General features: G+C 33.7%; 14 protein-coding genes and 1 riboswitch. Of the genes, 5 read left to right on the top strand and 9 right to left on the bottom strand.

Annotated features, from left to right (window positions below):
* Positions 1-8: 8 nt before the first annotated feature.
* From rodA to B5E58_RS05270, 3 genes are read left to right on the top strand one after another with little or no spacing between them, the layout of a single operon-like run.
* Positions 9-1,151 carry a rod shape-determining protein RodA gene (rodA, locus tag B5E58_RS05280; RefSeq protein ID WP_088108643.1) on the top strand — a complete coding sequence of 381 codons (1,143 nt, stop codon included), beginning with the start codon at positions 9-11 and terminating at the stop codon, positions 1,149-1,151.
* 3 nt (positions 1,152-1,154) lie between these two features.
* Positions 1,155-1,550 (top strand): methylglyoxal synthase, encoded by a 396-nt coding sequence (locus B5E58_RS05275; protein ID WP_088108642.1) that lies wholly within the window; start codon positions 1,155-1,157, stop codon positions 1,548-1,550.
* A gap of 2 nt (positions 1,551-1,552) precedes the next feature.
* Positions 1,553-1,840, top strand: a complete 288-nt coding sequence (locus tag B5E58_RS05270; protein ID WP_088108641.1) for a DUF1294 domain-containing protein — start codon at positions 1,553-1,555, stop codon at positions 1,838-1,840.
* 44 nt (positions 1,841-1,884) lie between these two features.
* Here the strand turns inward: B5E58_RS05270 and B5E58_RS05265 are convergent, their stop codons facing one another.
* From B5E58_RS05265 to B5E58_RS05245, 5 genes are all read right to left on the bottom strand, one after another.
* A complete protein-coding gene (locus B5E58_RS05265) occupies positions 1,885-2,496 on the bottom strand; it encodes an ECF transporter S component (RefSeq protein ID WP_158097672.1) in 612 nt (203 codons plus the stop codon).
* A gap of 152 nt (positions 2,497-2,648) precedes the next feature.
* Positions 2,649-2,789: riboswitch (FMN riboswitch) on the bottom strand.
* Positions 2,790-2,903: 114 nt separating this feature from the next.
* Positions 2,904-5,048, bottom strand: coding sequence for a Tex family protein (locus tag B5E58_RS05260; RefSeq protein WP_088108639.1), 2,145 nt, complete (start codon positions 5,046-5,048; stop codon positions 2,904-2,906).
* 156 nt (positions 5,049-5,204) lie between these two features.
* Positions 5,205-5,615, bottom strand: a complete 411-nt coding sequence (locus B5E58_RS05255; protein ID WP_088108638.1) for a C-GCAxxG-C-C family protein — start codon at positions 5,613-5,615, stop codon at positions 5,205-5,207.
* Between the two features lie 125 nt (positions 5,616-5,740).
* Positions 5,741-7,393 carry a phosphoenolpyruvate carboxykinase (ATP) gene (locus B5E58_RS05250; RefSeq protein WP_088108637.1) on the bottom strand — a complete coding sequence of 551 codons (1,653 nt, stop codon included), beginning with the start codon at positions 7,391-7,393 and terminating at the stop codon, positions 5,741-5,743.
* 314 nt (positions 7,394-7,707) lie between these two features.
* Positions 7,708-8,406 carry a 5'-methylthioadenosine/adenosylhomocysteine nucleosidase gene (locus B5E58_RS05245; RefSeq protein ID WP_088108636.1) on the bottom strand — a complete coding sequence of 233 codons (699 nt, stop codon included), beginning with the start codon at positions 8,404-8,406 and terminating at the stop codon, positions 7,708-7,710.
* A gap of 96 nt (positions 8,407-8,502) precedes the next feature.
* Between B5E58_RS05245 and B5E58_RS05240 the strand changes: the two genes are divergently transcribed.
* Together B5E58_RS05240 and B5E58_RS05235 are read left to right on the top strand one after the other, a co-directional pair.
* Positions 8,503-9,198, top strand: coding sequence for a gamma-glutamyl-gamma-aminobutyrate hydrolase family protein (locus B5E58_RS05240; protein ID WP_088108635.1), 696 nt, complete (start codon positions 8,503-8,505; stop codon positions 9,196-9,198).
* Between the two features lie 3 nt (positions 9,199-9,201).
* Positions 9,202-9,390: a DUF951 domain-containing protein gene (locus tag B5E58_RS05235; protein WP_088108634.1), complete on the top strand. Its 189-nt coding sequence runs from the start codon at positions 9,202-9,204 to the stop codon at positions 9,388-9,390.
* Positions 9,391-9,432: 42 nt separating this feature from the next.
* Here the strand turns inward: B5E58_RS05235 and B5E58_RS05230 are convergent, their stop codons facing one another.
* The 4 genes from B5E58_RS05230 to secA form a co-directional block, all read right to left on the bottom strand.
* Positions 9,433-10,167, bottom strand: a complete 735-nt coding sequence (locus B5E58_RS05230; RefSeq protein WP_088108633.1) for a nucleotidyltransferase family protein — start codon at positions 10,165-10,167, stop codon at positions 9,433-9,435.
* A gap of 35 nt (positions 10,168-10,202) precedes the next feature.
* On the bottom strand, positions 10,203-11,171 hold the full coding sequence (locus B5E58_RS05225) for an RluA family pseudouridine synthase (protein ID WP_088108632.1): 969 nt from the start codon (positions 11,169-11,171) through the stop codon (positions 10,203-10,205).
* A gap of 12 nt (positions 11,172-11,183) precedes the next feature.
* Positions 11,184-12,288 (bottom strand): peptide chain release factor 2 gene (gene prfB, locus B5E58_RS05220; protein ID WP_143597236.1). Its coding sequence is split into 2 segments (ribosomal slippage): positions 11,184-12,212 and positions 12,214-12,288, totalling 1,104 coding nucleotides; the frame shifts between segments, so codons are not numbered across the junction.
* A gap of 104 nt (positions 12,289-12,392) precedes the next feature.
* The gene (gene secA / locus B5E58_RS05215; protein WP_088108630.1) at positions 12,393-14,969 is read right to left on the bottom strand and encodes a preprotein translocase subunit SecA; all 2,577 of its coding nucleotides are present in this window, start codon (positions 14,967-14,969) and stop codon (positions 12,393-12,395) included.
* Positions 14,970-15,082 lie beyond the last annotated feature (113 nt).

Raw genomic sequence — 15,082 nt, 5'->3', positions numbered from 1 at the left:
GGTATAGAATGGACTTAAAAAGACACATTGCCAGTTTGGATTACTGGGTTATAATTGCGGTGTGTATACTTTCTGTATTTGGTATAATATGTATAGGAAGTGCAACCCATATCAATCTGGGAGAATCGCCCAGTACTTTTTATTCACAAATAGCTTGGTTTGCCATAGGAATAGTCCTTATGATTTTTGCCAGCCATGTGGATTATACTTTTTTTTCACAGTTTTACAAAACATTTTACATTATAAATATAGTTCTTCTTTTGGCTGTTCTTGTAATAGGCCGTGAAGTAAACGGTGCCAGAAGATGGATTTATATAGGACCTGCAAGTATACAGCCATCAGAATTTACAAAAATAATAATGATATTCTGTTTGGCAAAATTTATAGAAAAAAATAAAGAGGATATAAATCGCATACCAACACTTATTAAAATATGTGTATTTGCTCTTGTTCCTGTAATATTGATACAAGCTCAACCTTCATTATCAGCCAGCCTTGTTTCAATAGCAATACTTCTTATAGAATTATTTGTGGCAGGACTTAGTTTTAAAATAATATCCACTTGCTTAGGAATAGGTCTTCCTGTAATAGGTGTTGTTATGTGGGATATAAGCAGGGATACCCATTTGTTTGTTGATAAAATCCTTAAAGCTCATCAGATTTCACGTCTTGAGGCTTTTATCGACCCGGCACAAAATCCCAACACTTATTACCAGACATTTAAGTCAATAAGTGCCATAGGTTCTGGTCAGCTTCATGGAAAAGGTCTTTATGAAGGAACTCTTAACCAGCTTAGCTATCTTCCAGAGCCTCACAATGACTTTATATTCTCAGTAATAGGAGAGGAATTTGGTTTTATAGGCTGTATATTCGTTTTAGCACTTCTCCTTTTTATAATTTTCAGATGTATACTTATTGCATTATCTGCAAGAGACTTCTTTAGCCAGCTTGTAGCTTCCGGAATAGCCGGAATGTTCGCTTTTCAAACATTTGTAAATGCTGGTGTTGCAACAGGAATAATGCCTAATACAGGTATGCCACTTCCTTTTGTAAGTTATGGAGGAAGTTCCATGTGGATGAATATGCTTTCGATAGGGCTAGTCCTAAATATAGGGCTAAGAAATTCAAAATCATTATTCGAGGGGGTTTAAACTATGAACATAGCTCTAATTGCACATGACAACAAAAAGAAACTTATGGAAAATCTTTGTATAGCATACAGACATATTTTATGCAAACACAATCTTTACGCAACAGGCACAACAGGAAGACTTGTAGAAGAAACAGCAAATCTTGTTGTTCATAAATACTTAGCTGGACATCTTGGAGGAGAACAGCAGTTAGGCTCTCAGGTTGCAAACAATGATATTGACGTTGTAATATTTTTAAGAGACCCTGTATCATCCAAAAATTATGAGCCTGATATAAACTCTATATTAAGACTCTGTGATGTTCACAATATACCTGTGGCTACAAATCTTGCTACTGCTGAAATTCTTCTTCTTGCCCTTGACAGAGGAGACCTTGACTGGAGAAATATGGTGAAATAATTATGAGTATAATTACAAAAATACTTATAATTTATTATATTACAGTAAATATAGTTCTTTTTGCAATGATGGGCATTGACAAAAAATATGCCATAAAACACCGCTATCGTATACCAGAGGCAAATCTTTTTGTTGCCTCTCTTTTAGGTGGTTGTGTTGGTGGTTTATTGGGAATGAGAGTTTTTCATCACAAAACAAAAAAAACTTCATTCTATGTAATATATGGTATATCTTTAATATTACATTGTGCCCTTGTGTATTTTATAGCTGTAAATTTCATAATAAAATAAAAAAATCCAAAGCTTTCGCTTTGGATTTATTTTTTTATTTTATATTATCTATTAAAAACAGGTTTTAAAACTTTACAAACTAAATATGCAACTGGTGCAACAATAACAGCTTTTAAGAGATTAAAAGGTGCTATTGAGAAGAATATAAGTGTTTTGAAATCAACAACCATAGGTGTTACAGCATTTGCTATATTTACAAATTCTTCAATATCTGTTCCAAAAGTCTTTGCAAATGCAGGTATAAGTATGTAATAATTAAATACACAAGCAACAACAACCATTACACAAGCACCTATAATACTTCCTATAACAAAGTTTTTAAGTGTGTGGTTCTTTTTATACATAACACCAATAGGAACAACAAGAGCAATTCCTGTAAGGAAGTTTGCAAGCTCTCCAACTCCCGCTGTACTTGTCTTAAAAAGATGAAGTACATTTTTTATAAGTTCTATTAATACTCCTGCTAAAGGTCCCATTGCAACTGTACCAACAAGAGCTGGAATATCACTTATATCCATTTTTAAGAAAAATGGGAATATAGGGAATGAAATCTCAAACATCATAAGTACAATTGAAACTGCACTTAACATACCGATTTTTACTACCTTAGAAGTGTCTGTTCTTCTAACTTTTACTGCTGCTGTTGTACTACTCATTTTAAATCTCCTCCATTTTTTCTGAATTTTCAAAGCCATTTTTTATAATTTTATAAAACCATAAAAAAATGACCTGAAAATCTTCAGGCCAAATAAAGCAAAACAAATATTGATATGCAAAATAAATATGTCAAAAAAGCATATCGATTTATGTTTTTCTTCTCCCATCCAGACTATACTGTCGGTTTTGGAATTACACCAAATCAACAAAGTTTTAAAAATTTAAAATTTTAAAACCAAGCTCGCGGACTATAACCGCCGGTCGGGAATTACACCCTGCCCTGAAGAATTTCTTATTATTATTTACAGTGCTATTATAAAACACAAATATTATTTAGTCAATAGTGCTACATATATTTATAAAAAAATGCTGTTTTTTTTTAAAAAACAGCATTTTTTTGAACTTATTATTTTATACCTCTCATTGTAAGAGAAACTCTTTTCTTTTTAAGGTCAACACCTAAAACCTTAACATCAACTATATCTCCAACACTTACAGCGTCAAGAGGATGTTTTACATAGCCATCTGAAATTTCTGAAATATGAACAAGCCCATCTTGATGAACTCCAATATCAACAAAAACACCAAAGTCTATTACATTTCTTACAGTTCCCTTTAATATCATACCCTCTTTTAAGTCGTCCATTTCAAGAACATCACTTCTTAAAACAGGAGCAGGCATATCCTCTCTAGGGTCACGACCTGGTTTTTCAAGCTCTTTTATAATATCATCAAGAGTTGGAACACCTATGCCAAGCTTGTCCGCCATTTCTTTTTTATTTGAAACTTTATCCCCTATACCATGAATATTTTTATTTTTAACATCTTCAAGGCTATAACCTAAAATATTTAAAAGTTCTTCTGCTGCCTTATAGCTTTCAGGGTGAACCCCTGTATTATCAAGAACCATATCACTTTCAGGTATTCTCAAAAATCCTGCACACTGTTCAAAGGCTTTTGGTCCAAGTTTAGGAACTTTTAAAAGCTCTTTTCTTGTTTTGAATTTTCCGTTTTCTTCTCTATATTTTAATATATTTTTAGATACAGCACTGCTTATACCTGAAACATAAGAGAGAAGTGATGGAGAAGCTGTATTAAGGTCAACACCAACAGAGTTTACACAGTCCTCAACAACTCCGCTAAGTTCTTCTGAAAGTTTTTTCTGGTTCATATCATGCTGATACTGTCCAACACCTATTGATTTAGGGTCAATTTTTACAAGCTCAGCAAGAGGGTCTTGAAGTCTTCTACCTATTGATACAGCACTTCTAAGAGCAACGTCCATATCTGGAAATTCTTCTGCTCCAAGTTTTGATGCTGAATAAACAGAAGCTCCCGCCTCATTTACCATTACATAATAAACTTTTCTCTCAATTTCTTTAAGCATATTTACAACAAATATTTCACTTTCTCTTGAAGCTGTACCATTTCCAACAGCTATTATATCAACATGATATTTCTCTATAAGATTTTTTAATTCTTCTTTCTCTATATCTGTTTTTTTAGGATTAATTGTAAAATATACAACTGTTGTATCAAGAGTTTTTCCTGTCTGGTCTATAATAGCAATTTTACAACCTGCTTTATATCCTGGGTCTAAAGCAAGAACAACTTTATCTTTAATAGGTGGCTGTAAGAGGAGCTGTTTAAGATTTTTATTGAAAACTTTCATTGATTTTTCTTCTGCTTTCTCTGTAAGCTCATTTCTTATTTCTCTTTCTATTGAAGGGAATATAAGACGCTTAAAGCTGTCTTCAATTGTGTCTTTTAATATATCTGTTGTCTGACTGTTTTTTAATATTATATTTTTAGCAATTTTTGATGTGAGATTTTCTGTATCAACAGCTATTGAAACAGAAATAAAACCTTCTTTTTCACCTCTATTAAGAGCTAAAACTCTATGACCTGCAATACTCTTTACAGGTTCATTATAATCATAATAAATTTCATATACAGACTGTTTTTCACTATCTGTTGCCTTTGATGTTACAATACCTGTCTTGAATGTCTCATCACGAAGCATTTTTCTAATATCTGCATCATCAGATATTTTTTCAGCTATAATATCTTTTGCACCGTCAATGGCTTCCTCAACAGTATTTACACCCTTTTCAGCATCAATAAACATTTTTGCATGGTCTTCAACAGTCATTAAAAGTTTCTGACCATAAATAATATCAGCAAGACCATCAAGACCTTTTTCCTTAGCTATTGTAGCTCTTGTTCTTCTCTTTGGTCTGAAAGGTCTATATATATCATCAAGCTCTGTAACAGTCTCAGCATTTTCTATTTTTAATAAAAGCTCAGGAGTCATATTGCCCTGTTCTTCTATTGTTTTTACTATCTGAGCACGTTTCTCATCAAGACCTCTAAGATACATAAGTCTATCATATATACCTCTTATAATCTGGTCATCAAGGGAGCCTGTAAGCTCTTTGCGGTATCTGGCTATAAAAGGTATTGTATTGCCTTCATCAATAAGTTTTACGGTATTTTCTGCCTGAAAATCCTGTATATTAAATTCCTGCTGTAATTTTTTTAAAATATCCATACTTTACCTCTATTCTATAAAACTATCTGAAAATACTGCATGGGATAAATTATATCATAAAAACAAACATTTTTGTTAAAAAAGCCCCCCTTTTTTGCTGTCTTTTTGCATCAAAAAAGCTGTCACATTACCAAAATATGACAGCTATAATATTAATCAATCATCTAAAAGATACTTTTCAACAAGTTTTGCAGCATCCTCAATACAACCAGGACATGACCTTTTCATTCCTGTTCCATCAAGACCTTTAAGTTCACGACAAATCATTGTTTTATTCATTTCAATAAACTCTTTTCCAAGTTCATTTACATGTTTATATGTTTTGGATTTTGTCATACCATTTTCAAGATTTCCTGAACTTTTTTTGAGACCTGCAAGCATATATAAACCTGAAACAGCTCCACAAGGACCATTCATATTTCCCATACCAGCTCCAAAAGCCTCTGAAAGTCTAAAAGCGTCCTCCTCTTTCATTCCAAAAAGGTCGCAATATGTGCACACAACAGCCTGTGCACAGTTATATCCTTTGCTGTGATTCTCAACAGCTTTTTGTATTCTTGTTTCCATGTTACTTCCTCCCATATATTTATACATTAATTTTCACTGATTTTAAATATACTTTTTTACTCTTGTTTTGTCAATAGAAAAATAAAAAAGAGCGTCTTATAAAAGACGCTCTCTTATTTATTATATTATAATTCACTTATAACTTTTGCAATAACTTCTTCAACTTCAGCAGGAAGTTTATCAAAACCTCCTTTAGCTTCATCTCTTGATTTGATGAACTCAAGTCTGTCTTTCATTCTTGCTGTAAGCTGTGCTTTATATTCAGGGTCGTTCATATCTGGAACAAATCCTTCAACTTCCATAATCTCGAAATCTGAGAAATTAGCCCATTTCTTGAATGTAGCTCTGTCTTCTATAACAGCTTCAAGGCAACCTAATGTTACAGCTGGAGTAATTTTCTTATCCATTAAGAAACCTGTGTTAAGTATATAGCAATCAACATTTCTTTCCTCAAAGAGTGCCTTAAATTTAAGGTAATCCTGTGAAAGTGGGAATGTTCTAAATGGGTTTGCATATGGCTCAAATACAAGAGCATCAGGGTCTACACCAGGAGCAAGTCTCTCTGCTGTTGTTCTCTTTGTAGCAAGGCAAGCACCCATAGCTGATGAAAGAGCAGCACCTTTAATTTTTAATATTGGAGGCATTGTTGGGTCTTTCATAAGCCAGAATATAGCATTTACAGGCTCATCAAATTTGTCAACACGGTTTGGTGACCATAATTTAGATTTTATAGCACGACCATTTCCATTTCTTAAGTCCTCTGTAACAATAACTGTTTTTCCGTTTTCGTCAATAGTAGCACCAACGTTCTGAACAGAAAGAAGATATTTATTATCAGGGCTCATAAGAGGATAGTCCTGTGTTTTATCGAAATATGAAGGCTCAAGAGCAACAGATGAACCATTTTCTGTTGAAATAACGAAAGCGTCATCATGAAGAACTGTTACATCATATTTTCCACCATGTTTAGCATGTGTAATTGTTGATTTTCCTGAACCTGAAAGTCCAAATACACCAGCAACGAATTTTCTTCCGTTTTCAAGGTTATAACGTTTCTGTCCACCGTGACATGAAGCATAACCATTTCTGTTAGCAATACCCCAAGCAAGTGTAAGAGTACCTTTTTTAAGTTCTCCAAAGTATCTCATACCAAGAACAGCTGCACAGTTGTGTGTTGGGTCAAAGAACGCAAGTCCAAGTGGATGGTCTGGGTGACTCCAAGAAGGGTCAGCAAAGAAATAAATATCTCCCTCATTTTCCATTGGTTTTGAGTCTTTGTACATCTTTGTATATTCATCTGTTATGTACTGGAAGTTAAGAAGCCAGTTATACATAAGATTTTCTTCACCTTCTGGAAGAAGCATATGAGCTTTTACCATAAAGTCTTTATCAAGTCCGATGTAAGCCTGAGCATGATACATTTTTTTGTATCTTGTATTATAAACAGCATCTCTTATTTTTGTGCAAAGGTCTTTTACATCAACACCTGGTTCTCCTGCAATTCTTCTTGCAGCTGCTGTACGTCCGAAAACAGCACCATCATTGAATACAAGTATTTTTGCATCTTCATCAAGACCGATTTCCTCTGGTCTCTCTACTGGCATATCTGTTACTATTGTACCTGGTGAATTTTTAGCAAGTTTATATGCTTCTTTAAGAGAATTAACTTTTACAACGTTATTTCCATAAAAAGCAGTTTCAATAGTTGTTCTTGCAGCAGAGAAAAGAGGATTGTCTGCTCTTACTTCGTCCCATCTAAAATTAGCTTTTGTTGACATATTTTCAACCTCCCGCATATATAAAATAATTTTTAACTACTTTAAATAACTAAATCATTAATAAAATTTTATCAAAAAAATTAATATTAAACAACAAAAAGAAGCTTAACAACTAACCAAATTTTAGCACTCATTTATATGCAAAGGTATCAACAAAAATCTTTTTCAACATAAATTAACATATTTTTTATTATATAAATATGTATCAATAGTAATTTTTACACTAATTTTTTGTATATTTTTTATAATTTATCGTTAAATTTATTAACACTTAATTTTAATTGTTTAAACACTATATAAAAGTTTGTTATTTTTTAGATTACTTCAAGAAGTTTATAAACAATTTCACCTGAGTTTTTAGCTGCAATATTAACAAACTCCTCATATTTCATATCAGCATCATTATCTGCATTATCAGATATTGAACGTATAATTACAAAAGGAATTTTGTTAAGCCAACAAGCATGGGCAATAGCTGCTCCTTCCATTTCTGTACAGTAAGCACCGAATGTTGACCAAAGTTTTTTCTTTTTATCTTTATCACTTATAAACTGGTCTCCACTGGCAACTCTGCCAAAGAAAACTTTTTCAGGTCCACAAATCTCCTCTGCTGCATTAATGGCAAATTTTACAAGCTCATCATCAGCCTTAAAATAGCTTTCTGCCATTCTAGGCATCTCTCCAAGAGGGTCGCCGAAAGCTGATGTATCCATATCATGCTGTACAGTATCCTTTGATATTACAACGTCACCTACATTTAATTCAGGAGACACAGCACCTGCAACTCCAACATTTATTATATAATCAACAGCAAAATGGTCAGCTAAAACCTGAGCACAAACTGCGGCATTAACTTTGCCTATGCCACTTCTTACAAATACAACGCTGTTTCCGTTAAACATGCCTATATAGAAATCAAGCCCGATTACATTTTTAGCTGTAACAACATCAATTTTCTCTTTTAAAACAGCAATCTCCTCGTCCATAGCTCCTATAATACCTATGGTTTTCATATTAATCATCTCCCCAAAAATTTCTTTTAGTTTAAGCAAATTCACTTTATTTTAGCATATTATTATGATAACATACAATAGTAAAAGGGGATTGAGATGAAACCACTAATACTTATAGTACCCTCATCAGATGAAAAAAAATTACTGAAAATAAATGAAAGTTACATTAATGCTGTATGCCAAAAAGGTGGAATTCCCATAATATCAGCATACTACAACAATGAATGTACTGATGAAATACTCCAAAATATACAAGGAATAATATTCTCCGGAGGTGTAGACCCTAACCCTATTTTTTTTGGTGAAAATCCTATGTATTGTAATGAAGTTTCTCCAAAAAGAGATATTTTTGAAATAAACCTATGTCGTAAAGCCTTTAAAAAAAATATACCTATGCTGGGTATATGTCGAGGTATGCAGATAATAGCTCTTGCTTTTGGAGGTAAAATATATCAGGATATACAAAAAGAACATTTTAATACTTTTAATCATTTTCAGAATTTTTCCGGTAAATACCCCTTCCATGGTGTGAATATAATAAAAAACACAGGACTTTACAGTATACTCCAAAAGAAAAGAATTTATGTGAATTCATTTCATCATCAAGCTGTATGTGAAGTTCCAAAAAATTTTATTATATCCGCTAAAAGCGATGATTTAATAATAGAAGCCATTGAATATACAGGTAAAAATTTTATTATGGGTGTACAGTGGCACCCTGAACAGACATCACAAAAAAGTATACAAAGGTATATTTTTAAAACATTTATAGATAAAGCGAAAAGGAGTTAAAAAATGGACTTTAATGTAGGAGATATTGTTCAGATGAAAAAAAATCACCCATGTGGTGGAAATGAATGGGAAATTTTAAGAACAGGAATAGATTTCCGTATAAAATGTATAAAATGCGGTCATATGGTAATGCTTCCTAGGGTTAAATTTGAAAAGGGATTTAAAAAATTTATAGAGAAAAAAGAACAGTAAAAAGGGCAGACCAAAGGTCTGCCCTTAATTTTTTTGATATTTTTATTTACCGAAAAGTTCACATACTTCTTTATAACTCTGTGGTGTTCCTATATCATAGCACTCACCGTCAAAAATGTATGCATATACATCTTTGAATTTACAAAGCCATTCTGGGAAATGTCCTGGTGCATCTGGCTTATTTCCTTCATCAATGTATTTTTTAATAAGTTTCATTGTATCCTTTGTATACATATATGTAGCATAAGCTACTTTGTCAGACTTAGGATTTTCAGGTTTTTCCTCTATTTCAATTACTTTTCCATTTTCGTCCATAAGCACAACAGCAAAAGCCTTACAGAGTTCAGGGTCTTTAAGCTCTTTTACACATACACAGTCTTTGCCAACTTTTTTATAATAATCAAAATAGTCTTTTAACTTATATGTGAAGAAGTTGTCCCCTGCTATTATAACAGTCTCATCATCAATATTCTTTTCATCTATTGTGTATAAAATATCTCCGATAGCTCCTCGTCTTGTTTCCTCTGTTGTTGTACCATCATCAATAACCTCAACAGGTTTATCTGATTTTACAGTTTTTGCCCAGTTTCCAAAATGCTCTGCAAATTTATGATTTGTAACAACATATATTGTGTCTATTTCATCTATTGTATTTATCTCATCAACAATATAATCTATTATCGCCTTACCGTTAATCTCAAGAAGTGCCTTAGGTGTGTTTAAAGTAAGAGGATAAAGTCTTGTAGCATAGCCTGCAACCAAAATAATAGCCTTCATTTATTTGCCTCCCCTAAATAAAAAAAGTTTACAAATTATCCGAAAATATCTTTTTTTATAGTGCTGAAGGGCTCCGGAAGTGGTGAAACAAACTCTCTGCCCGAAAGATATGAAAGTCCTCCGTCATTTATATTTACAATCAGTTTATATGCATGAAGAAACTGGTTGTTAAGCCCATAATTTATTCTGAAATACCTGTTGATATTTTCATTTCCGTATTTTCTATCACCAACAAGAGGATTTCCCATAGCAGAAAACTGTGCTCTTATCTGGTGAGATTTACCTGTAATAAGCTCTATCTCCACAAGGTCATATTCCTTTACAGAGTTTATTACATTGTATTTTGTGAGTATTTTTTTACCGCCTTCAACTTCTTTATTCATAACAGAAGAAATATTTCTGTTTCCGTCTTTCTTTATATAGGCTGTAAGCTCTCCTTTAGCTTTCAAACCGCCTTTTACAAGGGCGATATATCTTTTATCAATCTTATGTTCCAAAACAGCTCTGTTAAGCTCCTGAACAGCCATAAGATTTTTACCGGCTATAATTATACCGCTTGTATTTCTGTCAAGTCGATTACATACAGCAGGAGTAAAAACTGATGAAGCAGAAGGTTCATACTCACCTTTTTCATAAAGATAATAAAGTATCTGGTCTATAAGAGTGTTTTTGTCACTTTCCTTTTCAGGGTGTGTCAAAACCCCTGCCGGTTTTGAGACAAAAATAACATTTTCATCTTCACAGACTATACCGAAACGGCGTTCAGCTTTATTTATAGTTTTTTCTTCCATAAAGCCTGCCATTGTCTCATCAGCAAGGTACAGCTGAAGGCTGTCACCACTTGAAAGTATTTCTCCACCTTCAGCTTTCTTGCCGTTATATTTTATTCTTTTCTTTCTCAGCATTTTGTAAATAAAGCTTTTAGGTGCTTTATTAAAATATTTTAACAAATACTTATCAAGACGCTGATTTTGTTCTTTTTCTGTAATTTTTATTTCCTTCATAAAAAAGACCTCTTATGAATGAATCCAAGTTAAATAAGCATTTATAAATGGGTCTATATTACCGTCCATTACAGAGGCAATATTACCTGTTTCCTCCCCTGTTCTATGGTCTTTTACAAGGGTATATGGCATAAATACATAGGAACGTATCTGGCTACCCCAGCCAATTTCTTTGACATCCCCTCGTATTTCTGCAAGTTTCTGCATCTGCTCCTCAATCTTAAGTTCAAGAAGTTTTGATTTAAGCATTTTCATAGCTCTATCTTTGTTGCTGTGCTGACTTCTTTCATTCTGACACTGAACAACAATTCCAGTAGGGTTATGAGTAATACGTATAGCTGATGATGTTTTATTTACGTGCTGACCACCGGCACCGCTGGCACGGTATGTATCAACTCGTATATCATCTGGATTGATTTCAATATCAATATCATCATCAATTTCAGGCATAACATCACAGGAAGCAAAGGAAGTGTGTCTTCTTCCTGAACTGTCGAAAGGTGAAACCCTTACAAGACGATGTATACCTTTTTCAGCTTTAAGGTATCCATAAGCATTTTCACCGTTAACCTGTATTGTAACAGATTTTACACCAGCTTCATCTCCCGGAAGATAGTCAAGCTCCTCAACAGAAAAGCCCATATTATCAGCCCAACGAAGATACATTCTAAGAAGCATACTTACCCAGTCACAAGCCTCTGTGCCACCGGCACCAGAATGAAGTGTAAGTATAGCATTACTTCTGTCATACTCACCATCAAGGAGAGTTGAGATTTTAAGCTCGTCAAATTCTCTTTTAAATTCCTCTGAAAGCTCTTTAGCCTCATCAAGAAGGCTAATATCTTCCTCCTCGTTGCCCATTTCTATAAGTGTCTGTATATCCTCATATTTTGATACAAGGTTTTCATATCTTTCTACTTTTGTTTTAAGTGACTTTGTCTGCTGTAAAACTTTCTGACTTTTTTCAATATCATTCCAAAAATCAGGGTCAGCGGACATTTCTTCAAGCTCCATTATCTTTTCTTTCGCACCAGCGACGTCAAAGTGAAGCCCCCATTTCCTCTAATTTTTCGTCGTAAGCTGAAAGCTCAAGACCAAGCTGTTCAAATTCGAACATTAAAATCAACTCCTTTTAAAATAAAAAATATTTGATTTATATTATATGAGCGGCAATAACGCCGCTCAGAAATAACTTTATAAATTTAAGACTTTATAAATTAATTATGCGTTCTTTCCACAGCACTGTTTATATTTAAGACCACTTCCACAAGGACAAAGGTCATTTCTTCCTATTTTTTCTTCTTTACGTTCAATAGGTTTTTTCTGTGCTGAATCATCTCTGTTTGTGAACATTGGACGCTGCACTTCCTCACGAACAGGCTCTGTAACTATTCTTACATGATAAAGTGTTTTTATTGTGTCTTTCTGTATATTCTCGCTCATTTCGTTGAACATATCATAAGCAGCATATTTATATTCAATGAGAGGGTCTCTCTGTGCATAAGCATGAAGACCTATACCCTGACGCATCTGGTCCATATCGTCAATATGGTCCATCCATTTCTGGTCAATAACTCTTAAGAGTATAACTCTTTCAAGCTCTCTCATTTTTTCATCGTCACCGATTTCTTTTTCTTTAAACTCATAAAGTTTAACAGCAAGCTGTTCAAGAACCTCTTTGAGTTTATCCTTTGTCATTTCTTTTACTTTTTCATCTTTGATATTTACAAAGCCCATAGGAATAACAGCATTAATCTGCTCGTTAAGTTCTTTCATATCCCAATCTTCGGCATACTGAACTTCACCTACACAGCCCTCAACTGTTCTATTAATAAACTCTTTAATCATAGACATTATACTGTCTCTTAAGTTTTCACCGAAAAGAACACGTCTTCTTTCGCCATATATCAGCTCTCTCTGTTCATTCATAACTTCATCATAATCAAGAAGATGTTTACGAACAGCAAAGTTATTGCCCTCAACTTTTTTCTGAGCATTTTCTATGGCTTTTGTAAGCATACCATGTTCAATAGGGTCATCTTCCTCAAGTCCCATAGCATCAACAATTTTCATAGTTTTTTCTGAACCAAAAAGACGCATAAGGTCATCTTCCATTGATATGAAGAAACGAGACTCTCCTGGGTCTCCCTGACGTCCTGAACGACCACGAAGCTGGTTATCAATACGTCTTGACTCATGTCTTTCTGTACCTATAATCTTAAGACCGCCAAGCTCCTGAACACCTTCTCCAAGTTTAATGTCAGTACCACGTCCAGCCATATTTGTTGCTATTGTAACAGCACCCATCTGTCCTGCAAGAGCTACAATCTCAGCTTCTTTTTCATGATATTTAGCATTAAGTACCTGATGACGTATTCCTTCTCTTTTAAGCATTTTGCTTAATTCTTCTGATTTATCAATTGTAACAGTACCTACAAGAACAGGCTGTCCTTTTTCGTGAGCTTCTATAACATCACGAACAACAGCTCTAAATTTTGCAGCTTCTGTACGATAAACAACGTCCTGTCTATCAATTCTCTGTACTGGTCTATTTGTAGGTATTATTACAACGTCAAGACCATATATATTTCTAAACTCTGACTCTTCTGTCTGAGCAGTACCTGTCATACCAGCTTTTTTCTCATATTTATTAAAGAAGTTCTGGAATGTTATTGTTGCAAGAGTTTTACTCTCACGTTTAACTTTAACATTTTCTTTAGCTTCAATAGCCTGATGAAGACCGTCTGAATATCTTCTACCTGGCATAATACGACCTGTAAACTCGTCTACAATAAGAATTTCATCATCATTTACAACATAATCTTTATCAAGGTGCATATTGTAGTTAGCTTTAAGAGCATTGTTTATATGATGCTGAAGTTCAAGGTTTTCAGGGTCTGAAAGGTTTTCAACATTAAAGAATTTTTCAGCTTTTTTAACACCGTCCTGAGTAAGAACAACAGATTTTGCCTTTTCATCAACAACAAAATCTCCTTCCTCCTGAATATCTTCTTTTATAAGAGGATTTAAAGCGTCTTCCTCATTAAGTATACGTCCTTTTTTAAGCATTTTTACAAAGGCGTCAGCAACTTTATAAAGCTGTGTTGATTTATCACCACTACCTGAAATAATAAGAGGTGTTCTTGCCTCGTCAATAAGTACAGAGTCAACCTCGTCGATTATTGCATAAACAAGGTCACGCTGTACCATGTTTTCACGGCGAACAACCATGTTATCACGAAGATAGTCGAAACCAAGTTCATTATTTGTTGCATAAGTTATGTCACAATTATAAGCTGCACGTCTCTCATCTGGTTTCATATCATTTAATATAACACCACAAGTGAGACCAAGGAAGTTATAAATTTCTCCCATAGACTCAGCGTCACGTTTTGCAAGGTAATCATTTACTGTTACTACATGAACACCTCTACCTGTAAGGGCATTAAGATATGCTGGAAGTGTAGCAACAAGAGTTTTACCTTCACCAGTTTTCATTTCTGAAATTCTTCCTTGATGAAGAACAATACCACCTATAAGCTGTACACGGAAATGTCTCATACCTGTAACACGTTTTGAGGCTTCTCTTACAACAGCAAAAGCTTCAGGAAGAATATTATCAAGGCTTTCACCCTGTTCCTGAACTCTCTTTTTAAATTCTTCTGTTTTTCCTCTAAGCTCGTCATCGGAAAGTTTTGAAATTTCCGCTTCGAGACTCTCTATTTTATCTACAACGGGAATTATCTTTTTTATTTCCTTATCACTGTAATTACCAAAAATTTTTTCCAAAAGTCCCATTTAAAGACCTCCTCAAACTTTCTTTTATCCTTTTATCATCTTAATAGTTTAACAGAAACCACCTTATATATGCAATATAAAAATACACAAAAGGTTTGTTCTTAACAATTTCT

This window comes from Tyzzerella sp. An114 (genome assembly GCF_002161055.1).
Classification (GTDB): Bacteria; Bacillota; Clostridia; order Lachnospirales; family Anaerotignaceae; genus Fimicola; species Fimicola cottocaccae.
The sequence above is the reverse complement of the archived record's forward strand: the minus strand, read 5'-3'. Positions and strand labels throughout refer to the sequence as shown.

Excerpts from the sequence above, each read along its gene's own strand:
- secA (WP_088108630.1), bottom strand. The coding sequence starts at position 14,969 with ATGGGACTTTTGGAAAAAATTTTTGGTAATTACAGTGATAAGGAAATA.
- B5E58_RS05270 (WP_088108641.1), top strand. The coding sequence starts at position 1,553 with ATGAGTATAATTACAAAAATACTTATAATTTATTATATTACAGTAAAT.
- B5E58_RS05265 (WP_158097672.1), bottom strand. The coding sequence starts at position 2,496 with ATGAGTAGTACAACAGCAGCAGTAAAAGTTAGAAGAACAGACACTTCT.
- B5E58_RS05230 (WP_088108633.1), bottom strand. The coding sequence starts at position 10,167 with ATGAAGGCTATTATTTTGGTTGCAGGCTATGCTACAAGACTTTATCCT.
- B5E58_RS05255 (WP_088108638.1), bottom strand. The coding sequence starts at position 5,615 with ATGGAAACAAGAATACAAAAAGCTGTTGAGAATCACAGCAAAGGATAT.
- B5E58_RS05240 (WP_088108635.1), top strand. The coding sequence starts at position 8,503 with ATGAAACCACTAATACTTATAGTACCCTCATCAGATGAAAAAAAATTA.
- B5E58_RS05275 (WP_088108642.1), top strand. The coding sequence starts at position 1,155 with ATGAACATAGCTCTAATTGCACATGACAACAAAAAGAAACTTATGGAA.
- B5E58_RS05225 (WP_088108632.1), bottom strand. The coding sequence starts at position 11,171 with ATGAAGGAAATAAAAATTACAGAAAAAGAACAAAATCAGCGTCTTGAT.
- B5E58_RS05250 (WP_088108637.1), bottom strand. The coding sequence starts at position 7,393 with ATGTCAACAAAAGCTAATTTTAGATGGGACGAAGTAAGAGCAGACAAT.
- B5E58_RS05245 (WP_088108636.1), bottom strand. The coding sequence starts at position 8,406 with ATGAAAACCATAGGTATTATAGGAGCTATGGACGAGGAGATTGCTGTT.
- B5E58_RS05260 (WP_088108639.1), bottom strand. The coding sequence starts at position 5,048 with ATGGATATTTTAAAAAAATTACAGCAGGAATTTAATATACAGGATTTT.
- B5E58_RS05235 (WP_088108634.1), top strand. The coding sequence starts at position 9,202 with ATGGACTTTAATGTAGGAGATATTGTTCAGATGAAAAAAAATCACCCA.
- rodA (WP_088108643.1), top strand. The coding sequence starts at position 9 with ATGGACTTAAAAAGACACATTGCCAGTTTGGATTACTGGGTTATAATT.